Raw genomic sequence first — 26,839 nt, 5'->3', positions numbered from 1 at the left:
CTTAGTAACACAATACCATCAAATTAATATATGAACTACCAGGTAATAGAAGAAGAAGGATTTAAATACATAGAAGCCGGAAAGGGTGAAACATTGGTGTTGCTGCATGGTTTGATGGGCGAATTAAGCAATTGGGAGCCTGTTTTAGATCGTTTTAAAGATAGATACCACGTTGTTGTGCCTATTCTTCCGATTTATGAATTGCCAATTTTAACTTTAGGTGTTAAAGCTTTATCAAGATATCTTCACCGTTTCTTAAAATTTAAAAATTTAAATCAGGTAGTGCTTATTGGTAATTCTTTAGGCGGTCACGTTGGTTTAGTTTTTACTGCCGCTCATCAAGAGTTTGTGAAAGCTTTAGTGTTAACAGGTAGTTCTGGCCTTTACGAAAATGCTTTTGGAGGTTCTTTCCCGAGAAGAGAAAGCTACGATTACATAAAAGAAAAAGTAGAATTCACTTTTTACGATCCGGCAACGGCTACGAAGGAGTTAGTTGATGATGTTTTCAAAACTGTTAACGATAGGTCGAGAGTAATTAGGATATTAACCATGGCTAAATCGGCGATACGCCACAACATGGCTAAAGAATTAACGAAAATAACCATACCGGTATCTTTAATTTGGGGAAAAAATGATAAAGTTACTCCACCAGAGGTGGCAGAAGAATTTCATCAGCTATTACCAAACTCAGAATTAAATTGGGTTGATAAATGCGGACATGCCCCAATGATGGAGCATCCTGAAGTATTTAATACATATTTACAAAAATTTTTAGATAGGATATTATTGAAGTAATGTTTGCCGAAGAAATCATATCGAATGCTATACTTCCATTAAAAACTGAAGATACAGTGCAGAAGGCTTTAAACCGCATGAATGAGTTTAAGCTTAAACATTTGCCTGTGGTTAACGATAATCAGTTTTTAGGCTTGCTTGCAGAAGATGATTTGCTTGAACTGAGAGATGCTTCAACCTTAATAAAGGATGCATCTTTTGATTTATTAAATGCTTTCGTTTCTACGAATGCACATACGTACGATGTAATTAAACTACTGAGTACACTAAAACTTACATCTATCCCGGTTTTAGACGCTCAAAGAAACTATATTGGTTTAATTTCTATAACAAAAATAGTTGATGCAGTTGCCGAGATTTATGCAGTTGCTGAACCTGGCGGTATTATTGTCCTCGAAATTAGCAACAGAGACAACTCTCTGGCACACATTGCCCAAATTGTGGAAGCCGATAATGCTCAGATTTTATCATCGTACGTAAATTCCTTTGAAAATTCTACAAGGTTAGAAGTTACTTTAAAAGTTAACAAAACAGAAATTACTTCATTGGTCGCTTCTTTCGAAAGATATGATTACCAGGTAAAAGAAGTTTATAATAATACACAAGTTGATGATGGTTCTCAAGAACGTTATGATTCTTTCATGAACTATTTAAACGTTTAATTTTATGAGAATTGCAATTTATGGCAGGGACTTTAATGATACCGTTTTGCCTTATGTTCAGGAGGTTTTTAACCATTTAAAAAGTCATAATATTCAGCCGGTTCTTCATCATAAATTCAAAAACTCGCTTCACGGTAAAATTAAATTACCAGCTAATACCGTCATTTTTCATAACCATAAAGAACTGAAAGAGCATGCAGATGTTTTATTAAGTTTGGGGGGAGATGGAACCTTATTAGATACGCTTTCGCTCATACGCAACTCAGGCATTCCGGTTATTGGTATCAACTTTGGCAGGTTGGGTTTTTTAGCAAGTATCAATAAAACAGAAATAGAATCGGCGCTAACGGCATTAATAAACGGCGAATACACATTGGATGAGCGTTCTCTTTTGCGTTTAGAATCTGAGAATGGCTTATTTGGTGAAGAGAACTTTGCTTTAAACGACATCACCATCCACCGTAGGGATAATTCGGCAATGATGATTATCCATGCAAAAATGAATAATGAATATATTAATTCATATTGGGCAGATGGATTAATCATAGCAACGCCAACTGGTTCTACGGCATATTCACTAAGCTGCGGTGGCCCCATTATTTATCCCGATTCAAGAAATTTTGTGGTTACACCGATTGCTCCGCATAACCTTAATGTAAGACCTGTGGTTTTGCCTGATAGTAGTTCTTTATCATTTGAAGTAGAAGCAAGAGAATCGAAATTTTTAGTTTCTTGTGATAGCAGGACAGTCACTGTTGAGCGTTCGGTAAAAATATCGATTAAAAAAGCTGATTTTTGCGTTAATCTTATCCGACTTAACAATGAAACTTATTTAAACACGTTAAGGAATAAATTATTATGGGGCATTGATACCCGTAACTATTAAGTATGACGCTGAACCGACTACCCTTTATCATCCTATTCACAATTATAACTCAATTTGCAAAGGCACAGTATTTTGCCACTTGGGAAGTTGGCGTGCAGGCAGGAGGCGCTGGTTACATTGGCGATCTGAATCAAAACAACCCGCTCCAGCTAAGTGGTTTCAATGGCGGGCTATTTGTAAAACGTAATTTTAATGCATATTTAGGTGTTAGAGCGATGTATACTTATGGCCGTATCGGCGCCAGTGATGCTAATTCCAGCAACCAACAATTTGTAGAACGTAATTTAAAATTTAATACAACTTTAAACGAGGGCGCTGCAATAATCGATTTTAATTTCTTTGATTATGCTATAAATGGCGGAAACAGGAGATTTACGCCTTATTTATTTGCCGGTGCCGGTTTTGTAAATTTTAAACCAAGCGTTAAATATAACGGCGAAAAATATAGGTTGGATTATATCAATACAGAAAATCTGCCAAACGGATATAGAAACACGGTATTAACTATTCCTTATGGTGGCGGCATAAAATACAATTATAAAGATACCTGGAGCATATTTACAGAGATTGGTTATCGAACTGCGTTTACCGATTATCTGGATGATGTTAGCGGCGTTTATCCATCTGAACAGGTTTATGTAGGCAATCCACCGCTCAATTTAAGTGATCCATCAATCACTCAAATAGGTGCACCGGGTACACAAAGAGGAGATTTTAGAAAAAGGGACACTTATCTATTTGTTAGTGTTGGCATATCTTTTACCTTTGTATCCTCAAAATGCTATTCCTTTTAAGCTGATTTTGACATAATTAATGGGATTTAAAGAACAAATAGATTATAATCGCCTGCCAAAACACATCGCCGTAATCATGGATGGTAACGGTCGTTGGGCAAAAGGCCAGGGTAAAATGCGGGTTTTCGGTCACGAGCAAGGTGTATTATCTGTAAAAGATATTGTAGAAGGTTGCGTAGAAGTTGGTATCGAATACTTAACACTTTATGCTTTTTCTACAGAAAACTGGAGCCGCCCGAAAGAGGAGGTTGATGCTTTAATGCAAATTCTTATCTCTACGATAAATAAGGAAACCGAAACCTTAAACAAAAATAACGTAAAGTTAAATGCCATCGGTAACATCGAATCACTTCCGCAAGAATGTATAAATGATTTGAAAGAGGCGATGGATAAAACGGCTCACAACGAAAAATGTACTTTAACGCTTGCATTAAGTTACAGCTCCAAATGGGAGATTGTTAATGCGGCAAAGAAAATTGCTGTAGCGGTTAAAGATGGCGAGCTTGATATTAATGATATTAATGAAGATCTTTTCTCATCACAATTAACAACTGTATCTATCCCTGATCCGGAATTGATGATAAGAACCAGCGGCGAACATCGCATAAGCAATTACCTGCTTTGGCAAATGGCCTACACAGAGTTTTATTTCACTGATGTTTTATGGCCCGATTTCAGAAGAGAAAATCTTTTTGAGGCGATAGTTGACTATCAAAAACGCGAACGTCGTTTCGGTAAAATTAGCGAACAATTAAACTAATTTTTCTTTTAACACTTTTTAACAAGGGTTTAAACTAACTTAGCCCCACTTTTATACGATAAATGTAACCACGCAAAAGGCATAAAAAGTAAAGCAATTTTGCTAAGCAAAACATTGTTACCTTCGTGGCCATTACTGAACAAATTATTTTAATGAAAAGAATATTTCAAGTTTTACTCCTGTTATGTTTAGCCGCTCCGGCCTTTGCCCAAATTCGTCCGCAAACCCAGGCTCCTGTAACCCCTACTTTAAAAGTTGGTAACCTGGATTTAGATTACTTTAGTCCAAAGGAGTTTATTATTGGAGGTACAAAAATTACCGGAACCGAATATTTGGATAAAGAAGTGCTAATTACACTTTCTAAATTAACCAAAGGTGATAAAATAGTTTTACCAGGTGAGGCAACGGCTGATGCAATTAAAACGCTTTGGGCCCAAGGTTTGTTTGATGATGTAAAATTAAATATCGAAAAGTTTGTTCAGGATTCTGTTTTCTTCGAAATTGAAGTAGTAGAACGCCCTCGTTTAAGCTCTATTGAATTAAAAGGTGTTCGTAAATCTGAAAAAACTGCAATTCAGGAAAAATTAAATGATAAAACGGGTAAAATTGTAAACGATAACTTATACAATACTACCTCAGCAATTGCTAAAAAGTATTTATTGGATAAGGGTTATTTCTTTACTAAAATAGATTATACAACACGTAAAGACCCAAATACTGAAAATAGCGTAATACTTGTGGCCAATATTGATAAAGGTAGCAGGGTTAAAGTGCAGCATATAGATTTTACCGGCAACAAAGATTTTAAAGCAGCTAAGCTTAGAAAATATTTAAAAAACCCTAAGCAATTTGCCTGGTGGCGTTTTTGGGGTTCGGGTAAATTCAGTAAAGAAAAATACGAAGAGAATAAAGTGAAAATGATAGCCAAATTGCACGAAAAAGGCTATCGCGATGCTGAACTTTTAAAGGATAGCATTTATCAGTACAACAATAAAAAGGTAAATATTAAAATGGATATTTACGAAGGTAAAAAATACTATTTTGGTAATGTAACCTGGGCTGGTAATGCAATTTACACAACCGATGTTTTAAACAGAGTACTTTCAATTACCAAAGGTGATGTATTTAGCGAAGATAAATTAGATAAAAAAATTAATGGTGGCGGTGAAAACGGTGGAGATATTAACAGCTTATACACCGATAACGGTTATTTAACTTTCAACATAGACCCGGTTCAAACTAAAATTTACAATGATACTGTTGATGTTGAAATGCGTATTTATGAAGGTCCGCAGTACACCAACAATCGTATAACTTTAAAAGGAAATACCATTACTAATGATAAGGTTGTTTTACGTGAAATTCGTACCAAGCCCGGACAAAAATTTAGTAAAAGTGATTTAATTCGTACCGTACGTGAAATTGGTCAGCTAGGAAACTTTGATGAACAAAAAACAGTTCCAACACCTCGTCCTAACCCTGCTGATGGTACAGTAGATATTGAATATGCAGTAGAAGAAAAACCTTCAGATCAGATTGAGTTATCAGGTGGTTTTGGTGGTGGCCGTATCATTGGTACTTTAGGTTTAACCTTTAATAACTTTTCATTAAGAAATTTATTTAACTTAAAAGCTTACAAACCTCTACCAAAGGGCGATGGCCAAAAATTAAGTTTACGTGGACAAACCAATGGTAAGTTTTATCAATCGTACAGCTTCTCATTCTCTCAACCATGGTTCGGTGGCGAGAAACCTGTTAGTTTTGGTGTAAGTGCATTTACTTCATTGCAATCTAGCGGTATCGGAGATTCGAGTAATCCTAACTACTTTAAAATTCGTTTAAATGGTGTTACGGTAAGTTTGGGTAGAAGATTAAACTGGCCAGATAACTATTTCCAGTTAAGTCATGCGGTAAGTTTGCAACAATACGTTCTTCAAAATTATCCTGGATTTTTATTTAGCACTGGTACTTCTTACAACTTAAACTTATCGCAAGAGATAAGCCGAGATTCAAGAGATTCGCCAATCTTTCCAATGTCTGGTTCATTTATCCGTTTTACAGTTCAGGCTACACCGCCATATTCTTTATTTAATGGCGTTAACTATGCTACAGCATCTGATAAAACAAAATACAGATTTACTGAATACCATAAGTGGAAGTTTGATTCACAATGGTATCAGCGTGTAGGTGGTCAGTTTGTAATTAAAGCACAGGCACAATTTGGTTTCTTAGGTCAATATACTGCGGCAACTGGTCAATCGGCATTTGAGCGTTTCAAATTAGGTGGCGATGGTATGCAAGGTTTCGACTTTTTACAAGGTTCAGAATTAATCGCGATGCGTGGTTATGCAAATAATACAGTTATCCCGGTAGGTTCAAATCCAAGTATTGCGCAATCGTCTGGTAGCCCGATTTACACTAAATATGTATTAGAAGCACGTTACCCGGTAATTAAAAGCCAGCAAGCAACAGCCTTTGTTTTAGCATTTGCAGAAGGTGGTAATACCTGGAACAGATTTAGCGATTTTAATCCGTTTAACATCAGAAGGTCAGTTGGTGTTGGCGCTCGTATATTCTTACCTATTTTCGGTTTGTTAGGTATTGATTATGGTTATGGCTTTGATAATATCCCAGGTTTACCTTCATCAAACAAAGGCCAGTTCCACTTTAGTATCGCACAACAATTAGGTGGATTTTAATTGATAATCATTAAAAAAATAATTAATTATGCAATAAAACATTATAAGTTGAGTTTATACATGGCCTAGTTTTTGCAAAGAATAATAAAACACCACACACAAATGAAAAAATATTTTTTAATCGCATTTTTACTTTGCACAACTTTTGGCGCTTTTGCCCAAAAGTTTGCTTATGTAGATACCGAGTATATTCTTAAGCACATGCCGGAATATAAATCGGCTTTGAGCCAACTGGAAGTGGCATCAAAACAATGGCAACAACAAGTTGACCAAAACTTCGGCGAAATTGATAAGATGTATAAGGCTTATCAGGCTGATCAGGTTTTATTAACTGATGATATGCGCAAACGCCGTGAAAATGAAATTATCGAAAAGGAAAAAGCTGCAAAAGAATTTCAACGCCAAAAATTTGGACCAGACGGAGATTTATTTCAGAGCAGAATTAAGTTAATTAAACCAGTACAGGATAAAGTTGCTGATGCTATTAAGCAGATTGCAAAGGCGAAATTTTTAGATTTTATCTTTGATAAAAGCAGCGAAGCTACCATGATGATTTACGCCAGCAGCAGTTATGATGTTAGTAATGATGTTATTGTAAAATTAGGTTACAAACCAGGGGCTGCAAAAAATTAGTATATTCGCCCTCGAAAAATTAGGAAAAACAATTAAAAAAATAAAAAGTAAAATAGAAATGAGAAAGTTAATTAACGTATTCTTTGTAGCAGCAGGTTTATTGTTTACAGCGAATATGGCAAATGCACAGCAAAAGATTGGTCACGTAAATTCTGAAGAGGTATTTGCAAACTTACCTGAATCTAAAACAGCACAAACTACTTTAGAAAACTTAAGCAAAACTAAGCAAGCTGAAATAGATGTGATGATTAAAGAATATCAATCTAAATTAACTGCAGCACAAGCTAAAGAAAAAACTCGTAGCGAAGCAAATAAAGAAACAGTTGATAAAGAATTACAAACAGCTGCAACTGAATTACAAGATTTACAAAAACGTATTGGCGATGCTCAAACTAAAGCTCAACAAGATTTAGGTAACAAACAAGCTGAATTAATTCAGCCAATTAATACTAAAGTAGCTAGCGCAGTAAATGCTGTTGCTAAAGAAAAAGGTTTAGCTTATGTTTTTGATACCGCAAACGGACAAGGTGGTAACAATTTAATTTTCTGGGATGGTGGTGATGATATTACTGCTGCTGTGAAAACTAAATTAGGTATTTCTGCAACTGCAGCAAAACCAGCGGCACCAAAAAAATAAAATATTAGCCGGGAGTTTAATGCTCTTGCTAAGTAAATTATAAAACGGAATTAAGTTTAACTTAATTCCGTTTTTTTTTTGTTCGGTAATGCAAGATTAATTGTGATTTCGTCATTGCGAGGTACGAAGCAATCTCAATAAGAGATTTACTTTATGCTAAAAAGATAGGTTCTTATCTCGCATTAATGGTTGAGCATACATTTGCTTTGATAGAAAAATATTGCAACTTTACAATGTCTTTAACATTCCAACATTAATCAATACATGCAACAATCCTCACCAATAGGTATTTTCGATTCAGGATATGGCGGATTAACAGTCTTTCGTTCCATTGCAGAAAAGCTTCCGGATTACGACTATATTTATTTGGGTGATAATGCCCGTTCGCCATACGGCGACCATTCCTTTGATACGATATATCGTTACACATTAGAATGTGTTGAATGGCTCTTTGCGAAAGGCTGTAAGCTTGTTATCTTGGCCTGCAATACCGCATCAGCGAAGGCATTGCGAACCATTCAACAAAAAGATTTACCTTCAAGATATCCCGATAGGAGGGTATTGGGTGTCATCCGCCCAACAGCAGAAGTTATTGGAACATTTACAACAAGCAAAAATGTTGGTGTTATGGGTACGCGTGGAACGATAAATTCAGAATCTTATCTGCTTGAGATTAATAAGTTTTTCCCCGATGTTAAAGTTTACCAGCAAGCTTGCCCAATGTGGGTGCCATTGATTGAGAATAATGAACACCTGCAAGCCGGAGCAGATTTTTTTATTAAAGAATATAAAGATGCCTTAATGGCTCAATCGCCACAAATTGACTGTGTATTATTGGCTTGTACACATTATCCTTTATTAATGCCAAAGTTGAGAACTACCTTTCCGGATTACATCAATATTTTAACGCAAGGCGAAATTGTTGCAGAAAGCCTGGCAGATTATTTAGACAGGCATCCTGAGATAGCAGAAAAGCTCGCAAAAACCAAACAAAAACTATTTTATACTAGTGGCGATTGTGAGGTATTTGATAAAAATGCTTCAATATTTTTTGGAGATGAATTAAAGTCTGCCAAAATGTAGATAATCCTTCCTTTCGCTTTAAGATACTCGGTTAAGCTGAATAAAAGGACGGCTTCTCCATTAATTTCACACAATCCATTTATATTAAGTTAACGTCGGGTTTATCCCAAATTAACTCCATTGTGACAAAAGAAAACATTTTTGTTTAGGTTGTGAATATTTAAAAGGATAACTTTGCGCCTTGAAACCCTTACAATGAGTGATCAGATAAAACACGAATGCGGAATCGCTTTTATTCGCCTGTTAAAACCACTTTCTTACTACCAGCAAAAGTACGGTACAGCACTTTACGGCCTTAACAAATTATACCTTTTAATGGAAAAACAGCATAACCGAGGCCAGGATGGCGCTGGTATTGCAACCATTAAATTGGATATGAAACCAGGCAGTAGGTACATCAGCCGATATCGGAGTATGGCTTCGAACGCGGTTGCAGATATTTTTGAATATGTACAAAACAAATTTGTTGATATTCAGGAAAATACACCAGAACTAATGCAGGATACAGAGTGGCTCAAAAACAACGTTAGCTTTATTGGCGAGGTTTTATTGGGCCATTTGCGTTATGGTACACACGGTAAAAACAGCATCGAAAATTGCCACCCTTTTTTAAGGCAAAACAACTGGATGACACGTAACCTTGTTATTGCAGGTAATTTTAACATGACGAATGTTGATGAATTGCTAGAGCAATTGTACGAGTTAGGTCAACACCCAAAAGAAAAAGCAGATACGGTAACCGTTTTAGAGAAAATTGGTCACTTTTTAGATGATGAAAATCAGGACCTTTTTGATAAATATAAAAAAGAAGGGCACGATAATGTAGCCATCACACATAAAATTTCTGATAATTTAGATGTTGCGAATATCCTTCGTCGCTCAGCAAAAACCTGGGATGGTGGCTATTCTATCTGTGGTATGGTTGGTAACGGCGATTCTTTCATCATGAGAGATCCGGCAGGAATTCGTCCGGCTTATTATTATTATGATGATGAGATTGTTGTAGCGGCTTCAGAAAGGCCAGCTTTACAAACTGCGTTTAATATTCAGTTTAAAGATGTTAAGGAAATCGATCCGGGACATGCTTTAATTATTAAGAAAAACGGTGAAGTAAGCATGGAGCAATTCCGTGAACCTACGGAACGTTTATCTTGTTCTTTCGAGCGGATTTACTTTTCAAAAGGTAGCGATGTAGAAATTTATCGTGAACGTAAACAACTTGGTCGTTTATTGAGCGATAAAATTCTTCAAGCTGTAAATTACGATTTAAAAAATACAGTGTTCTCTTTCATACCAAACACCGCAGAAGTTGCTTTCTTTGGCATGGTTGATGGTGTTCAGCAATATGTTCGCAGGCATCAAAAAGATATTCTTTTGCATAAAAAGGAAGAACTTTCTGATGAACAACTGGAAGAATTATTATCATTGGCGCCAAGAGTAGAAAAGCTTGCCGTTAAAGATGTAAAACTTCGTACGTTTATTACACAAGATGCTGATAGAAGCGAAATGGTTGCGCATGTTTATGACACCACTTATGGCATTATAAACAATCACCAGGATACCTTAGTTGCACTTGATGATTCTATCGTTAGAGGAACCACGCTTAAGCAGAGTATTATTAAAATCGTTGATAGGTTGCATCCTAAGAAAATAATTATTGTTTCATCGGCACCTCAAATTCGTTACCCTGATTGTTATGGTATCGATATGAGCAGGATGGGGCAGTTTGTTGCCTTTGATGCGGCAATACAATTATTAACCGAACGTGGCATGTGGCAAGTAATTGAAGATGTTTACGCAAAATGTAAAGCCTCACTTTTATTGCCTAAAGAGGAAATTATAAATCACGTTAAAGAGATTTATAAACCTTTCACACCCGAAGAAATTTCTGCTAAAATTGCGCAGATAATTACACCTAAAGGAACCGTAGCCGAGGTTGAGGTAATTTACCAAAGCTTAGAAAATTTACACGAGGCTTGTCCGAAAAACAAGGGCGACTGGTATTTTTCTGGTAACTATCCAACGCCAGGTGGGAATAAAGTAGTTAATAAAGCATTTATTAATTGGAAAGAAGGAAACAATCAAAGAGCTTATTAAGCAATAATAGAAATTATTAAAAGGGTGAAAACGAAAGTTTTTGCCCTTTTTGCTTTTGCAACCCCGCTTTTTAGCAATTTTCCGTCATTGCGAGGCACGAAGCAATCTTAAAGCGTTCGTCATTCAAACCCCTAGTTGTAAGGTTGCTTTAAATCAAAGTTTTTATATTTCTCAAAATTTTGTTTTTTTTATCTTAGCCAGACAGGCTCTTTTCTTTTTGATGTCAAAAAGAAACAAAAAACACCGGCTGAAAATTTTTGTTTTGAAGTTTGTGAATTGGCTCGGTCAGTGCATCCCCAAAAATTTGTTAGGCCGGATTTAAGTAGAACGGAGATTTGTTGCTTGGGCTTAGCTGGTTGGCGAAATTAGTTCTACAAATTATTAAACATTGGATTTTTGCGCTCATTTTAAGCTTTCTTAAACAAGCTTAAGTTAAATAGCCCCGACAAAGCGTAAAGCCCGGAATGTAGCGCAGCGAAATGAGGACTTGAAGCGATGGCGGGATTATCGGAACCGATTAGCACAGATTTTGCGCTTCAAAAGAAAATAACAATGTTTTTTAGAATTCACCTCATCGCTAAGATTTGGTATCAAAACCCATAGTTTTAAGATTGCTTTCCAAAGAGTCGGGATAAACTGAGCCTTGCAATGAGGGCCGTACTTAGGTTATGTGTTATAGTGACTAGTGTAGACCGTGCAAATTTTTAAACGTAGTAATGGAAATATGTTTTTATAATAAGCCAGGAGGCAAAAATAATAATAATTACACCCGCAACTTTATTTAATTTTGTAAGCGAATTTTCATTTATCCGGTATCTTAACTTACTCGAATAAAAGCATTTAAATCCATCTACAGTAAGTTGTGTAATCATAGCGATGATACAACAAACCAACATCTCGTTGAGTTTATTATTAAGTTTTATAGAAATTATGCCACTTACAACTATCCAAAACATAAGTGTTGATGGCGTTAAGATGCACATTAAGAAACCTTTTAGTACGTAACCCCGTTTGCTGATTTTTTGGATAGCATTATCATGATATTGAACCCTGGTTTTAGCCACCAGGTAATAAATGCCAACAGCAAGTAAAAACACGCCGCCAATTATACCCACGTACTTATCAAACTTATCTATATTGGCCTGGTAATTAAAAAACTGGCTACCATATAACACAATACCTATTAAAATTATATCGCTAATAATCACTCCCGATGCTAAAGAAAAGCCAGCTTTGAAGCCTCTCTCTATACTGGTTTTAATCATTGCAAAAAATACCGGCCCTGTTAAAAACGATGAAATAATCCCTGCCCCTATACCTAACAATATGGCTTCAAACATGTATTCTGTTGTTTATGAATATGCGAATATGCAATTTATAGATTAACAAATCAACTTTAATTTTGTTACAGGTGCTTACTTAAAATAGCCGTTTTTTAATTTTTTTTTATTTAAGTTTAGCCCCACTAAAACTAAATTTTAAAAATGAGCAAAGAACAAGTACAAACGAAGTGGGGGCAGTTTATACCCTTGGTTACCGTTTTCTTTTTTTGGGGCTTTGTAGCCGCCAGTAACGATATTTTAATACCTGTTTTCAAAAAAGCTTTCGATTTATCTCAAGCAGAAAGTCAGTTGGTTTCATTAGCATTTTATATTGCTTATACTGTGGGGGCATTGATTTATAATGGTATTTCTGTGTTAATGAAACAGGATATCGTTAATAAATTAGGCTATAAAAATTCACTGGCTTTGGGTCTGGTTATTTCTGCTGTTGGTACGTTGTTATTTTATCCGGCAGCAAATACAGGTTCATTTCCATTAATGCTTTCAGGCTTATTTATTGTTGCCTTAGGTTTTTCATTGCAACAAACGGTTGCTAATCCTTTAGCAATTGCATTAGGCCCAATTAATACTGGCTCGCAGCGTTTAACTTTAGCTGGTGGTATTAATAACTTTGGTACAACCATCGGTCCATTGATTGTAAGTTTTGCAATTTTTGGTTCTGCTGCAACTGCAAGCTCTGATATTAGCATAGAAAGCGTAAAAGTTCCTTATCTAATTTTAGGTGTTGCTTTTATTGCGGTTGCTATTTTCTTAAAATTATCTTCACTACCTGATAGACCAGCTTTGGTAGAAGCCACTACTGAAGAAGTTGGTGCTAAAGGTTCTGCTTTAAAATATCCACAATTAGTATTGGGTATGATTGCAATTTTTGTATATGTTGGTGTTGAGGTTTCTACAGCAAGTAATTTGCCCGCCTATATGGAAAAAGATTTAGGCTTCGCTTTACATGATATTGCACCATATATTTCTCTTTATTGGGCGAGTATGATGATTGGTAGATGGACCGGCGCTGTTGAAGCTTTTACAGATAATGTAAGCACACAAAAGATTTTAAGATTTGTTGCGCCATATTTAGCTTTTGGAATTTTCTTAGCCGTTAACGCAATTGCCGACCATGATTTGGCGCCGTTTTATGTTTATGGCTTAATTATCTTAGTATTAATTATTGCTGACATGGCAAGTAAAGGAAACCCTGCAAGAATGTTGTTGATCTTCTCTGCAATCGGGATCTTAGCTTTACTAATCGGAATGTTTACAACCGGAATGGTAAGTGTTTACGCAATAACAAGTGTTGGTTTATTCTGCAGTACACTATGGCCATGTATTTTTACTTTAGCAGTTAGCGGTTTAGGTAAGCACACAAGTCAGGGAAGCAGTTTCTTAATTATGATGATTATGGGTGGTGGAATTATTAGCTGGCTTCAAGGTGCAGTTTCTGAAATTACAGGTATCCAATACAGCTATGTTGTAGGTATAATTTGTTTCGCTTATTTAGCTTTCTATGCTTGGAAGGTAAGTGGAATTTTAAGGTCGCAGGGAATTAGTTTTGATAAAAAACTTTCTGGCGGTCATTAACATTTAATAAACTATTTTTACAGCCACAGAAGCTTTTGCTTTTGTGGCTTTTTTAATTTTAAGCATGACTGAAAAACCAAGTTTCGATTCAATATTCATGAATCTTGCCACAGAACTGGCAACGCGTTCGCACTGCGTACGTGCTCATGTAGGTGCTGTATTAACAAAAGATACCCGAATTATTTCTATCGGTTACAATGGACCGCCGGCAGGTACACACAATTGTGATGAGGAATGGCCAGAACATGGTTGTGCGAGGGATAGCAAAGGTAGTTGTTCTTTAGCCTTACATGCAGAAGAAAATGCAATTCTTTATGCTTCTAAAAATGGTTCAAAGATAGAAGGCTGCACTTTATACACTACGTTATCTCCCTGTATTGCTTGTGCCCGCTTAATTTTATCATCAGGAATAAAATTGGTGTACTATTCTAAATCTTATGCAGCCTACAAAGGTTTAGCGAGTGATGAAGGTGTAGATTTTTTAAGGAAATTTGGGGTAGAGGTGAAGTTGATTGAGCCGTAATAAAATCATTTGAAATAATGGTTTTTCTTTGAACTTTTGGCTTTTACCTTTCGGCTTAAAATCCTATCTTTGCCCATGCAAGAAAAAATCATTATCGTCGATTTTGGTTCGCAATTTACACAACTCATAGCCCGTAGAGTTCGCGAATTAAATATTTACTGTGAAATATATCCATTCAATAACCTTCCTGATATTAACACGCCTGATGTAAAAGGTGTTATCTTTTCTGGTAGCCCTTATTCTGTTCGTCAGGAAGATGCTCCACAGGTTGATTTAAACAACTTCCACTTTAAGTTTCCTTTACTGGCTGTTTGTTATGGCGCTCAATATATTGCTCATAAATCTGGTGGTCAGGTTCAGGCTTCATCAACCAGAGAATATGGCCGTGCAAACCTTAATTTTGTAAATCAGGAGAATAAATTGTTTAAAGGCATAAACATCGATTCGCAAGTATGGATGAGTCATGGCGATACGATTACTCAAATGCCTGAAAATGCAGAATTAATTGCAAGTACTGAAAGCGTAAAAGTTGCAGCTTATCACATTAAGGATTCTGATACTTATGCCATTCAATTCCATCCGGAAGTTACACACAGTATTGATGGTAAAATCCTTTTAGAAAATTTCCTTGTAGATATTTGTGGATGTAGCCAAGATTGGACTTCTGCCGCTTTTATCGATACAACTATTGAAGAATTAAAGCAAACTTTAGGTAATGATAAGGTTGTTTTAGGTTTATCTGGTGGTGTAGATAGTAGTGTTGCCGCAGTATTATTGCACAAAGCAATCGGTGCAAACCTGCACTGTATTTTTGTTGATAATGGTTTATTGCGTAAAGATGAATATACACAAGTGCTTGAGCAATACAAGCACATGGGTTTAAATATTAAAGGTATTGATGCCAAAGACCGTTTTTTAAGTCAATTAGCCGGTTTAACTGATCCAGAGTTGAAACGTAAAGCTATTGGTCGTGTTTTTATTGAGGTTTTTGATGATGCTGCACACGAGGTTACTGGTGTAAACTGGTTAGGGCAGGGTACAATCTATCCTGATGTAATCGAATCAATATCTGTTAATGGTCCTTCTGCTACCATAAAATCGCACCATAATGTAGGCGGTTTACCAGATTTTATGAAATTGAAAGTTGTTGAGCCATTAAAAACTTTATTTAAAGATGAAGTTCGCCGCGTTGGTAAAGCTTTAGGTATTGATGATGTAATTCTTGGTCGTCATCCTTTCCCAGGGCCGGGTTTAGGTATCCGTATATTAGGTGAAGTTACAGCAGAAAAAGTAGCAATTTTGCAGGATGCTGATGCAATTTATATGCATGAATTGAAAGCTGCCGGCTTATATGATAAAATTTGGCAGGCGGGTTCTATTTTCCTTCCGGTTCAATCTGTTGGTGTTATGGGCGATGAGCGTACTTACGAGAACGTAATTGCACTTCGTGCAGTTGAATCGGTTGATGGTATGACAGCAGATTGGTGTCATTTACCTTATCCGGTTTTAGCAAAAATCTCAAACGAAATTATAAATAAGGTTAAAGGAATTAACCGGGTAGTTTATGATATTAGCTCAAAACCACCGGCAACTATCGAGTGGGAATAGCAACCTGTTATGGGTTGTCTGTTGTAGGTAGCCTGTATGAGTTAAAGCAATTAATCCGTTCGGTTTAAAGTATAACTGAATTAAATCTAACTTATGCTAGCAAGGTGGAATAAACTTTGCTAGCATATTTTGTTAATATATCACTATGGTTGTAAAATTTAGGCATTGGTCTTTAATTCTTGTTATTGCTGTTTTGGCAGCGTGTTCTCCTAAAATAGTTCCAACTCCAAAACCTGAAACCGAAAAAAAGACAGAACAAGAAAAGGCGCCTGAGAAGAAAACTGTAAAAAAATTATCTACAGCCAATATTTCTTTATTACTTCCCTTTAATCTTAATGATGTTAAACTAAAATCGATGAGTAAGGCAGACGCAGAAAAGTATGCTATGCCGATTGATTTTTACCAGGGTTTTAAAATGGGTTTGGATTCAACCGCATCTTCGGGCTTAAATTTTAACTTAAATGTTTTTGATACACAGGATGATAATACGCAGATTGGTTCACTCTTTAAACTCGAACAATTTAGGAAAAGCAATTTGGTTGTTGGTCCGGTTTTCCCGGTTGGTGTAAAATACATCTCCAACTATTCAAAACTAAATAATGTGCCTGTAGTATCTCCTTTGGCAGCTTCTCAGCCATCAGAGTTTAATAATCCTAACCTAATATCTGTTGTAAATAATATCGATTTACATGCAAAAAAGATTGCAACTTACATTAACAAAGCTGCGAATCCGGCGAGTGCGATTTTAGTGATCATCAACACGAAGAAAACAGAAGATGAGGCTTTTGCAGCACCTATACGTGATTTCTTCAAAAACCAGCAGGGCAATAAACTTATTATTCAGGAATACAATTCTGCGTTTGCTTTCGAAACAAAGATGATTAAAGGCAAGCAATATATGGTTGTTGTTGCATCTTCTGATAGGGCTTTTGTTCTGCCAACAATCGAAAAGTTATATAAGCTAAAAAATCTGCCTACCGGAGGTTATGCTATCAATCTTTTCGGACATCCATTATGGAGTAAGCAAAATTACCCGGCCGATAAGTTACAAAACCTAAATACTATCATTAGTTCTTCTTATAAAATTGATTATAAAAGCTCAAATGTGATTAATTTTATCAAAAGGTACAGACATAAATATGGCTTTGAACCTGGCGAATATGCATTTAAAGGCTTTGATATTGCCTATTTCTTTGGTAAAGTGTTATCAACCTACGGAACAGATTATCTGGAAAACCTAACTAAAGAAAAGTACAAAGGTTTACACAACAATTTCTCCTTTATTCATGATGCGCAATATGGTTATATCAATACCAGTTTGATGCTGCTTCGCTATAAAAATTTTGCCTTAGACGTTGTTGAGTAACCTTTAAATTAATAGTTTCATGAGAGTAGAGCATCAAATTAAAGCTTTTGAACAAATTTTATCGAGTTACGACGGCTCAATTCCACTTCATCGTTTTTTACCATCTTATTTCAAACAAAATAAACAAATGGGCTCATCGGATAGGAGATGGGCAACCAGGCATTTGTATAGTTTTTTTAGGCTTGGTAAAGCGCTGCCCAGTTTAAGTAGCGAATTGCGTTTAAGCATAGCTGATTTTCTGTGTCACGATACTTTGAGCCTAATTGTAGAAAAGAATTTGCCAGGTCTAGTTGATTATATCCTTAGTCCACTTGAAGAAAAATTAGCCCTAATTGGAGCAGCGTACCCTGATTTTAATATAGCTGATGTTTACCCATTTCAGAATAATCTTTCAGAAAGCGTAAAAAAGGATGAGTTCAATTCATCGTTTTTTATACAGCCCGATTTATTTATTAGGGTAAAAGAGGAAGCTTCTATTGAAGTTAAAAATCAATTAGATAGCGCAGGTATAGGTTTTAAGGTGATTTCTGAAACGGCTATCGCACTAGCAAACGGTACTAAATTAGAAACGGTATTAACCAATGGTAAATATCAGGTTCAGGATTTATCCTCACAACAAACAGGCTCGTTTTTTAAGCCACAAAAGTGGGATAAATGGTGGGATTGCTGTGCAGCATCTGGAGGAAAAACCTTATTGCTTCACAGTTTGGAGCCAGTTGTTGAATTATTGGTAACTGATTTAAGAGAAAGCATTCTAACCAATTTAGATGAGCGTTTTGCCCAGGCCGGAATAAGAAAATACCACAAAAAAGAACTCGATTTGCTTAAAAATAACGATCAGATTTTGCATCATTACGCATTTGATGGAATTATTTTAGATGCACCTTGCACAGGTTCGGGTACATGGGGCAGAACTCCTGAAATGCTGACGTATTTTGAAGAAAAGAAGATTAATCAGTTCGCTTCTATTCAGAAATCTATAGTTAATAATGTTATAAAATATCTAAAGCCAGGTAAGCCACTTATATACATTACTTGTTCAGCTTTTGCTGCAGAAAATGAGGATGTTATTAAACACATTACCGAGAATTTGCCTTTAACGCTAGAATCTATGGAATTGATTAAAGGTTACGAAAACAAGGCAGATACAATGTTTGTGGCAAGATTAATTAGAAAAGAACAAGATTAAAAATAATCGCTAAGGAGTCAATAGAATTTTTGACTAAGAATGCTCTACCTTAGATTTAAGATTCTTTTTGATGTATTTTATGAGTTCAATAATTATTGAAAGCACACCAATTATTAAAGTATATTCTTCAAAGCCGTTCATTATTTAGCCTTTCTATTTAGATAAATATACTCATATTTTGTTACAAGTTGTATTACAGGCCTGTATTATTTCTAAATAATTTTATTGCAATAGCTAATAAAATCACCCCAAAAGCTTTACGTAAAATATTAAGTCCGGATTTGCCAAATAGCTTTTCTAATCGATTGGTATTCTTTAAAACGAAATAAACAAATAAAATATTAAGCAATATGCCCACTAAAATATTTTGTGTTTGATATTCTGTTTTTAACGATAAAAGGGTTGTCATAGTTCCTGCACCTGCTATTAGCGGAAATGCCAGTGGTACAATAGACACGGTTTCAGGCGCTTCTTCCTTAAAAATTGTTAAACCTAAAACCATTTCCATCGCAATAAAAAAGATTACAAAAGAGCCGGCAATTGCAAAAGATTCTACATCAAGTCCGATTACTTTTAATAAAGATTCTCCTAAAAAAAGGAACAAAATCATCAAACCTGCTGCAACTAATGAAGCTTTTTCTGATTCAATATGCCCAGCCTTGCGGCGTAACTGAATAATAACCGGTATCGATCCTAATATATCAATGATGGCGAAAAGCACCATTGTAGTGGTTAAAATCTGATTTAAATCGAACTTCATAAAATCAAGTTTCATATTGAGTTATTTTTAACAAAGGTATGGCATTTTGATTTATTCAATACAGTTAATCTAGAAATAGAATTGAGTTCTTAAGGTAAGTACGTTATCTCTCCTATCATTTTCATAACCAGGTATTTGGGTCGCCTCATTTTTAATCATATCGTAGTAAAGCACAGCTTTAAAGTGCGGATTAAAATGATGTAAAAAACCAAATCCAAAAGTGTCAAATCTAACATCCGCAGCTGATAAACCTTGTATCGAGTTAACGGCCATTCCTTTAACCTTAGCATTAGGATCGTAGTAATCGTACTTTAAAATAACTTGATTATCTGTACTGTTAAGCGTTTGCACAAAAGTAACATAAGCCCCGTTAAAACTTCTTGTATAATAAGGTAAGGCTATCGATTTATTATCTACGGGATAGGAACCAGGCGTAGTTGAGGTGGTTGAAGTTCCCGTTTGTAAACCAGAAATTACTTCTGCCCTTAGTTCTGATTTCCAGCTTTCTGATGTTGTTGAAAATTGAATATCAGTGCCATAATATCGTCTTGGTGCTATTGTGTTTATTGTTTTTGCCGAGGAATCTTTAACCATCGACCATAAATTATTAATGTTTTCCGTTTTATAACTTACAGGAAGGCGATGATTTAAACCGCCTTGCAAAGTGCTTATCCCTCCGGCAATTGATAGTGGAATGCTTTTTATTATGTAAGGCTTGTGACTTAATCTGAAAATAAAATCTTTGCTGTTATCAAATTCGGCTGGTCCGGATAATCCTTGCCCGTTGTAAATGCCTAAATCAAATACAAAGTTTTTCAGCTTTGCACCTTTCCATCTAGGGTTTAAAGTAAATGTTACGCCTAAATCACGTTCAGTTTTCATTAAAATTTGCGACATTCGTCCTCGTTCCGGTGCTTCACGCACAGATGAAGATAATTGAAGTTCGTTACCGAACGGGCGGCCGGATAAGCCTAGGGTGACATATAAAAACTTCCATTTGTTTTCATAGTATCTGCCCCAGAAATCTCTCACTGCAACACCTTGTTCTGTTCCATCAAATTGAAGTACAAAATAAGTTGATGGTGCGCCCTCATCTGTTAAAAGCATGTAATCGGCTCTAAGCCTTCCTCTTCTTAATCTAAAACGATTGCTTGTGTTTTCCCCAAAATTTCCACCTTGGTATTCGGCTTGTGTTCCATTGGATTGTGCAAGCTGAAATTGAGGTTGTAAATATCCGCTGAAAGAAAGTGAACCGTATTTTTTTGATATGATTAGCAAATGGTTTACCGTGGTAGAATCCATAACATCATTTATTGTTCTTTGCGCCAATACCCTGGAAGAAAACAGGAATACAGTAAGTAAAATGAGCAGGTAACGCATTTTGATTGTTAAATGATGATTCATCGAAAATTTTTTTCAAAGTTAGAGCAAATAAATCCCTAACGAAATTATTAGCATAAAAAAAGCCCCGATAAATTCGGGGCTCAAAAAATTTATTTAATTTATAACTGTGGTTTAGGTGGGTCTGTTGGTTCAACAACAATACCTTTTTTTCCTAATACCGAATTTTTCTTACCATATAAGAAGTAGATTGCAACACCTAATCCCATCCAAATTGCAAGTCTAATCCAAGCTTCAATTGGTAATGAAGACATTAGATAAACACATACAACAATACCCATAATTGGCACAAATGGAACTAATGGCGTTCTGAAAGGGCGAGGTCTATCCGGGTCAGTTTTACGCAATAACATTACGCCGATGCAAACTAAAGAAAAGGCGAACAATGTACCTATAGATACCATGTGGCCTAAATCTGTTACCGGAACAAAACCTGCAAAAATACTCACAAAAACCATGAAGAATAAGTTTGTTTTAAATGGCGTTCTGAATTTTGAATGAATGCTGCTGAAGAATTTAGGTAATAACCCATCTTTAGACATTGTATAGAATACACGTGACTGGCCCATTAACATTACTAAAATTACTGAAGTATAACCAGCAAGAATAGCAATGATTAAACCCATTTGTAACCAACCGTAACCTGTAACTTTAAATGCTGTTGCGGCAGGAGAAGCATCACCTTTAAATACTGAGAACGGTACTAAACCTGTCATTACGTGTGCGAATAAAACGTAAAGGATTGTACACACCACTAATGAACCCAAAATACCAATTGGCATACCTTTTTGAGGATTTTTAGCTTCCTGAGCTGCAGTTGATACTGCATCAAAACCGATAAAAGCAAAGAATACTAAAGCTGCACCGGCTGCAATACCTGAAATACCAAATTCACCTTTAACACCAGTGTTTTCTGGAATATATGGCGTGTGGTTAGCAGGATTGATGAATTTCCACCCAAGCGTAATAAAAATAATTACTACAGCTACTTTTACAATAACTAAAATGTTATTAAGGCTTGCAGATTCTTTGGTTCCTCTAATTAGCATTAATGATAAAAGGGAAACGATTACCACAGCCGGAAGGTTAATTCCACCGCCATCAACCTCAGCAAAAGATTTTGATAAAGAGAGGGGCATCTGCATTCCGAATTCGTGAAGTAACTTATTGAAATATCCTGACCAGGAAACACCTACTGTGGCAGCTCCAAGGGCATATTCCAGTACTAAATCCCAACCGATAACCCATGCCATAAATTCGCCCATGGTTGCGTAAGAATATGTATAAGCACTACCTGCAACAGGAATCATTGATGCAAACTCTGCATAACATAAGCCAGCGAAAGCACAGCCAACTGCTGCCAATACAAATGATAATGTTACCGCAGGACCAGCATGGTCAGCTGCAGCGATACCTGTTAAAGAGAATAAACCTGCCCCAATAATAGCACCGATACCCAACGCAACAAGGCTCGTACTGCTTAGTGTACGTTTGAGTGTGCCCTCACCACTTTCAGCAGATTCTGCTATAAGCACATCAATAGGCTTTTTTAGATTCATAATTTGTTTAGTGTTTGTTTGTTGATTTATGATAATAAGCGGTAAACCTAAATAAAAATTACCAAAAAGTAAAAGGGATTTTTTTAAAAAATCCCTTTACATTCCATTTATATCTACGATTTTACAACTAACGGCCTAAAGTGTCGGTTGTATTAATCAAAGTATCTGTTATTGTATTGCCAGAAGCATCAGTTTTTTGCTCAATTCTCATTTCCTTCCTAACTTCTAGCTTTTGTGTTGTATTTACGGCCTTAACTGCAATGTATGGTGCAATTACCAATGAAACTATCGACATTAATTTGATTAAAATGTTCATCGAAGGTCCGGAAGTATCTTTAAATGGATCGCCAACGGTATCACCTGTTACAGAAGCTTTGTGCGGTTCTGATTTTTTATAATGCATTTCTCCATTAATCATTACGCCTTGTTCAAAAGATTTTTTAGCATTATCCCAGGCACCGCCTGCATTACTCTGAAATATTCCCATTAAAACGCCTGTTACGGTAACGCCAGCTAACAATCCGCCTAAAACTTCTGGTCCGAAGGTAAAACCAATAATTACAGGAGTTATCAAAGCGATAGCACCCGGCATCATCATTTCACGAATAGATGCTTTTGTAGAGATGGCAACACATTTTTCGTATTCTGGTTTGGCTTTGTATTCCATAATTCCCGGAATATCGCGGAACTGGCGACGAACTTCTTGTACCATATCCATGGCTGCTTTACCAACAGCCTGAATACAAAGTGCAGAAAATATAAAAGGAATCATACCACCTACAAATAAACCTGCCAAAACCGGGGCTTTATAAATATCAATTGCGGTAATGCCTGCAATACCAACAAATGCAGCAAATAATGCTAACGAAGTTAATGCTGCTGATGCAATTGCAAATCCTTTACCTGTAGCCGCAGTTGTATTTCCTACTGCATCTAAATTATCGGTACGTTCACGAACTTCAGGTGGTAATTGGCTCATTTCGGCAATACCGCCGGCATTATCTGCAATCGGGCCGAAAGCATCAATGGCTAATTGCATTGCTGTTGTGGCCATCATACCCGCTGCCGCTATGGCAACTCCATATAATCCAGCAAAATAATAAGAAGACATGATACCGCCTGCTAAAACCAGAATAGGAATTACTGTAGATTTCATCCCAACAGATAAACCTGCAATTATATTTGTAGCATGGCCGGTAGAAGATTGTTGAATAATTGAATTCACCGGGCCTTTGCCCATTGCTGTATAATATTCGGTAACAATACTCATAATTGTACCTACAACTAAGCCCACCATAATTGCATAAAACACATTCATGCTCGAAAACTCATAACCACGCAGGTTTAGTGTTTCTGGCAACATCCATTTTACAATAAAAAATGATGAAACGGCCGTTATCAAAATAGATGACCAGTTCCCTAAATTTAGTGCATTTTGGACATTCGATTTTTCGTCTTTTATGGTTACAAACCAGGTACCGATGATGGAGAAGATAATACCTAAACCACAAATCACCATTGGCAATAAGATAGGAGACATGCCTCCAAAATTATCCGTAACAGAAATTTCCTGCCCTAAAACCATTGTAGCTAAAATTGTAGCAACGTAAGAGCCAAATAAATCGGCGCCCATTCCGGCAACATCACCCACGTTATCGCCTACGTTATCGGCAATAGTTGCAGGGTTACGCACATCATCTTCTGGGATTCCCGCTTCAACTTTACCCACTAAATCTGCGCCAACATCGGCAGCTTTGGTGTATATACCGCCACCAACACGAGCAAATAAGGCAATAGATTCAGCGCCTAAAGAAAAGCCTGTTAAAACTTCAATGGCAGTTTTCATATTGATTACGCTAACGGCACCATCTGCGCCAATAACATCAAAATAAGATAGAAATACAATAAATAAGCCTCCCAAACCCAAAACAGCTAATCCGGCAACGCCTAAACCCATCACCGTTCCGCCTGTAAAACTTACTTTTAAAGCTTGTTTTAAGCTAGTTCTGGCTGCTTGTGTGGTTCTAACATTTGCTTTGGTTGCAGCTTTCATACCAATGTATCCGGCAAATGCCGAGAAAAAGGCACCAATTAAAAATGAAATCGAAATAATCCAGCTCGAATGCATGGGTACCCCATTAATTTCTGTTATCGTTCCTGAGTAGGCTAATAAGGCTGCGGTAAATACAGCAAAAATACTTAATACTCTCCATTCGGCTTTCAAAAAGGCCATTGCACCATCGGCTATGTAACCTGCAAGCTCCTGCATGTTTTTGTCGCCGGCATCTTGCTTGCTCACCCAGGCACTTTTAATCATCATAACAATTATCCCGATAAGCCCAAGAACCGGGATGGTGTAAATAAGGTTCTCTTGTAAAAAATTCATAGTTTAATATTTGGTTATTGATTTAGTTGCATAATACTCAAATTTCAGATCGTTGCTTTCCTCATAAAAACACTAACCTTATCGTTTCATTTGGTTATTATTTAGCAAGTTAATAAATATTTTTTCTTATGATTAATAATTTCACAACCATATAGTATAATATTTTATCAAGCAAAATAATACATGTTTAAGCCCTTAGAATTGTTTTTTTTAAATAATTTAGCCACAACTAAACCAAAAACCGAAAAAACTAAAGATGGAAAAATTTGAGGGCAATGAGCCTGCTAAGAAAAAGCTTGGCCTTTTTGATGCCATAATGCTTGTTATGGGTTCAATGATTGGAAGCGGTATATTTATCGTAAGCGCCGATATCATGAGAAACTTAGGCTCTGGTTATTGGTTAATTGTAGTTTGGTTAATAACCGGTGTAATGACAGTTGCCGCTGCAATCTCTTATGGCGAACTCTCTGCTATCTTTCCAAAAGCGGGTGGTCAGTACACGTATTTAAAAGAAATTTTCGGTAAAATGATGGGATTTCTTTACGGATGGGGCATGTTCACCGTAATTCAAACTGGAACAATCGCTGCCGTTGCAGTTGCATTCGGCAAGTTTACCGCCTATTTAATTCCAGCCTTAAATGATGCTGCTCCTATATTTCAAAGCGGTAGTTACAAAATCACATGGATACAAATTTTAGCCATCGGCGTAATTTTACTGCTTACCTACATAAATACTAAAGGTGTGGAAAGTGGCAAATGGCTGCAAAATATTTTTACAGGCTCTAAAATTGTAGCCTTACTGGGCTTAATTATTTTAGGGTTTTTGTTAGTTAAAACCAACTTTTGGTCTGGCAATATGGCTTTTGGTTGGGATGCATTTAATAACCTTAAAACCGATATGGGCGGAAGTTTTACCAAAGCCGGTTGGGAATCAATCACTGGAATGACGGTAATGGGAGGTATAGCCGCTGCAATGGTAGGTTCTGTATTTTCAAGCGTAGCCTGGGAAAATGTGACTTTTGTTTCTGGCGAAATCGATAACCCTAAAAAGAATGTTGTACGGGCAATGGTATTGGGCACATCTGCCGTAATGATACTTTATCTATTAATCAACTTTGTTTACCTAAGTAATTTAGATAGAGATGGAATTGCCTTTGCAGTTAATGATAGGGTTGCTGTAGTTGTTTCTGAGCAGATTTTTGGTAGCGGAGTTGGTACAATTGTCATCGCCGTTTTGGTTATGATTTCTACATTTGGCTGCGTTAATGGAATTGTATTGGCAGGCTCAAGAGTTTTCCAGACTATGGCTAAAGATGGAATGTTTTTTAAAGCCGCTATTAACAATAATAAAAATGGAGTTCCGGCAAAATCGCTTTGGATGCAAGGCATTTGGGCATCGGTATTGTGTTTAAGCGGTCAATACGGTAATCTTTTAGATATGATATCTTTCGTTATTGTACTGTTTTATATGATAACCGTATTTGGCGTAATCTACTTAAGGTTCAAAAAACCAGATTTAGAAAGACCTTACAAAACATGGCTGTACCCGGTTACACCAATTATTTATTTACTAATTGGAACTGCATTTTGCATTCTGCTATTAATATATAAACAACAATATACTTGGCCCGGACTAATAATTGTATTGTTGGGCGTACCCGTTTATTTATTTATAAATAGAAAAAACACGTAAATCCTATTTCTTTTCTCGTCATTCCCGAGCATTCGGGAATCCTAAAGCACTATACAATTCGCTTTAAGATTCCCAATTAAATTGGGAATGACGACTGTCCGATATACAATTGGCCTAATCAAGCAAAACAAATCTTTTTGAGACAGCCTTTTTTTATTTTAAAATTTTTAGAAAAGCAAGGTTCTGTGTACATCGGTTTCGCTAGTCCCGCCCTTTGCTAAATGCCGAAGAAAAATCGGCATACCGCTGCCGGTCGGGTTTAGATTGGTTATTGTTTTGCAAGTAACTCAGTTTTAAAACCTGGCAAATGCGAAAGGTAAATCAAGTGAGTAACATTAATACTTTTATAAAATCATTTAAGCTTCAAATAATTTTAGTAGTAAATAAAGC

21 protein-coding genes are annotated in these 26,839 nt (G+C 36.2%); 16 read left to right on the top strand and 5 right to left on the bottom strand.

Annotated features, from left to right (window positions below; translation table 11 throughout):
• The first annotated feature begins 30 nt into the window (after positions 1-30).
• The 10 genes from LUA86_RS12555 (at position 31) to LUA86_RS12510 (ending at position 11,046) form a co-directional block, all read left to right on the top strand.
• Positions 31-795, top strand: a complete 765-nt coding sequence (locus LUA86_RS12555; RefSeq protein ID WP_231463222.1) for an alpha/beta fold hydrolase — start codon at positions 31-33, stop codon at positions 793-795.
• Positions 795-1,457: a CBS domain-containing protein gene (locus LUA86_RS12550; RefSeq protein ID WP_231463220.1), complete on the top strand. Its 663-nt coding sequence runs from the start codon at positions 795-797 to the stop codon at positions 1,455-1,457. Before LUA86_RS12555 ends, LUA86_RS12550 begins: the two co-directional genes overlap by 1 nt.
• A gap of 4 nt (positions 1,458-1,461) precedes the next feature.
• Positions 1,462-2,343, top strand: coding sequence for an NAD kinase (locus LUA86_RS12545; RefSeq protein WP_231463217.1), 882 nt, complete (start codon positions 1,462-1,464; stop codon positions 2,341-2,343).
• Between the two features lie 2 nt (positions 2,344-2,345).
• Positions 2,346-3,137, top strand: coding sequence for a DUF6089 family protein (locus tag LUA86_RS12540; RefSeq protein ID WP_231463215.1), 792 nt, complete (start codon positions 2,346-2,348; stop codon positions 3,135-3,137).
• A 19-nt stretch (positions 3,138-3,156) separates the two neighbouring features.
• Positions 3,157-3,897: an isoprenyl transferase gene (locus tag LUA86_RS12535; RefSeq protein ID WP_231463213.1), complete on the top strand. Its 741-nt coding sequence runs from the start codon at positions 3,157-3,159 to the stop codon at positions 3,895-3,897.
• A 152-nt stretch (positions 3,898-4,049) separates the two neighbouring features.
• Positions 4,050-6,596, top strand: coding sequence for an outer membrane protein assembly factor BamA (gene bamA / locus LUA86_RS12530; RefSeq protein ID WP_231463211.1), 2,547 nt, complete (start codon positions 4,050-4,052; stop codon positions 6,594-6,596).
• A gap of 102 nt (positions 6,597-6,698) precedes the next feature.
• The gene (locus LUA86_RS12525; RefSeq protein WP_231463209.1) at positions 6,699-7,229 is read left to right on the top strand and encodes an OmpH family outer membrane protein; all 531 of its coding nucleotides are present in this window, start codon (positions 6,699-6,701) and stop codon (positions 7,227-7,229) included.
• Between the two features lie 58 nt (positions 7,230-7,287).
• Positions 7,288-7,866 (top strand): OmpH family outer membrane protein, encoded by a 579-nt coding sequence (locus LUA86_RS12520; RefSeq protein WP_231463207.1) that lies wholly within the window; start codon positions 7,288-7,290, stop codon positions 7,864-7,866.
• 264 nt (positions 7,867-8,130) lie between these two features.
• Positions 8,131-8,949 carry a glutamate racemase gene (gene murI, locus LUA86_RS12515; RefSeq protein ID WP_231463205.1) on the top strand — a complete coding sequence of 273 codons (819 nt, stop codon included), beginning with the start codon at positions 8,131-8,133 and terminating at the stop codon, positions 8,947-8,949.
• A gap of 195 nt (positions 8,950-9,144) precedes the next feature.
• Positions 9,145-11,046: a class II glutamine amidotransferase gene (locus tag LUA86_RS12510; protein WP_231463203.1), complete on the top strand. Its 1,902-nt coding sequence runs from the start codon at positions 9,145-9,147 to the stop codon at positions 11,044-11,046.
• A gap of 704 nt (positions 11,047-11,750) precedes the next feature.
• Here LUA86_RS12510 and LUA86_RS12505 read toward each other — a convergent pair.
• Positions 11,751-12,386: a LysE family translocator gene (locus tag LUA86_RS12505; RefSeq protein WP_231463201.1), complete on the bottom strand. Its 636-nt coding sequence runs from the start codon at positions 12,384-12,386 to the stop codon at positions 11,751-11,753.
• A gap of 144 nt (positions 12,387-12,530) precedes the next feature.
• Here LUA86_RS12505 and LUA86_RS12500 point away from each other — a divergent pair, with 144 nt between their 5' ends.
• The 5 genes from LUA86_RS12500 to LUA86_RS12480 all read left to right on the top strand — a co-directional run bounded on the left by LUA86_RS12500 (position 12,531) and on the right by LUA86_RS12480 (position 18,650).
• Positions 12,531-13,964 carry an MFS transporter gene (locus LUA86_RS12500; protein ID WP_231463200.1) on the top strand — a complete coding sequence of 478 codons (1,434 nt, stop codon included), beginning with the start codon at positions 12,531-12,533 and terminating at the stop codon, positions 13,962-13,964.
• 64 nt (positions 13,965-14,028) lie between these two features.
• Positions 14,029-14,487 (top strand): dCMP deaminase family protein, encoded by a 459-nt coding sequence (locus tag LUA86_RS12495; protein WP_231463198.1) that lies wholly within the window; start codon positions 14,029-14,031, stop codon positions 14,485-14,487.
• 75 nt (positions 14,488-14,562) lie between these two features.
• On the top strand, positions 14,563-16,095 hold the full coding sequence (gene guaA, locus LUA86_RS12490) for a glutamine-hydrolyzing GMP synthase (RefSeq protein ID WP_231463196.1): 1,533 nt from the start codon (positions 14,563-14,565) through the stop codon (positions 16,093-16,095).
• A gap of 145 nt (positions 16,096-16,240) precedes the next feature.
• On the top strand, positions 16,241-17,461 hold the full coding sequence (locus LUA86_RS12485) for an amino acid ABC transporter substrate-binding protein (protein ID WP_231463193.1): 1,221 nt from the start codon (positions 16,241-16,243) through the stop codon (positions 17,459-17,461).
• 19 nt (positions 17,462-17,480) lie between these two features.
• Positions 17,481-18,650 (top strand): RsmB/NOP family class I SAM-dependent RNA methyltransferase, encoded by a 1,170-nt coding sequence (locus tag LUA86_RS12480; protein ID WP_231463192.1) that lies wholly within the window; start codon positions 17,481-17,483, stop codon positions 18,648-18,650.
• Between the two features lie 193 nt (positions 18,651-18,843).
• On the opposite strand, the gene LUA86_RS12475 is transcribed toward LUA86_RS12480, so the two are convergent.
• From LUA86_RS12475 to LUA86_RS12460, 4 genes are all read right to left on the bottom strand, one after another.
• Positions 18,844-19,410, bottom strand: a complete 567-nt coding sequence (locus LUA86_RS12475) for a MarC family protein (protein ID WP_231463510.1) — start codon at positions 19,408-19,410, stop codon at positions 18,844-18,846.
• Positions 19,411-19,479: 69 nt separating this feature from the next.
• Entirely contained in the window at positions 19,480-20,814 is a 1,335-nt protein-coding gene (locus LUA86_RS12470) for a porin (RefSeq protein ID WP_231463189.1), read from the bottom strand.
• A gap of 98 nt (positions 20,815-20,912) precedes the next feature.
• Positions 20,913-22,370, bottom strand: coding sequence for an amino acid permease (locus tag LUA86_RS12465; protein WP_231463187.1), 1,458 nt, complete (start codon positions 22,368-22,370; stop codon positions 20,913-20,915).
• A 127-nt stretch (positions 22,371-22,497) separates the two neighbouring features.
• Positions 22,498-24,756, bottom strand: coding sequence for a sodium-translocating pyrophosphatase (locus LUA86_RS12460; RefSeq protein WP_231463184.1), 2,259 nt, complete (start codon positions 24,754-24,756; stop codon positions 22,498-22,500).
• Between the two features lie 256 nt (positions 24,757-25,012).
• Here LUA86_RS12460 and LUA86_RS12455 point away from each other — a divergent pair, with 256 nt between their 5' ends.
• Positions 25,013-26,449, top strand: a complete 1,437-nt coding sequence (locus LUA86_RS12455) for an APC family permease (protein ID WP_231463182.1) — start codon at positions 25,013-25,015, stop codon at positions 26,447-26,449.
• Positions 26,450-26,839: the final 390 nt, after the last annotated feature.

Origin of the sequence: Pedobacter sp. Leaf132 (assembly GCF_920984695.1) — a bacterium.
Taxonomy (GTDB): Bacteria; Bacteroidota; Bacteroidia; order Sphingobacteriales; family Sphingobacteriaceae; genus Pedobacter.
This window is presented reverse-complemented; position numbering and strand designations above follow the sequence as displayed.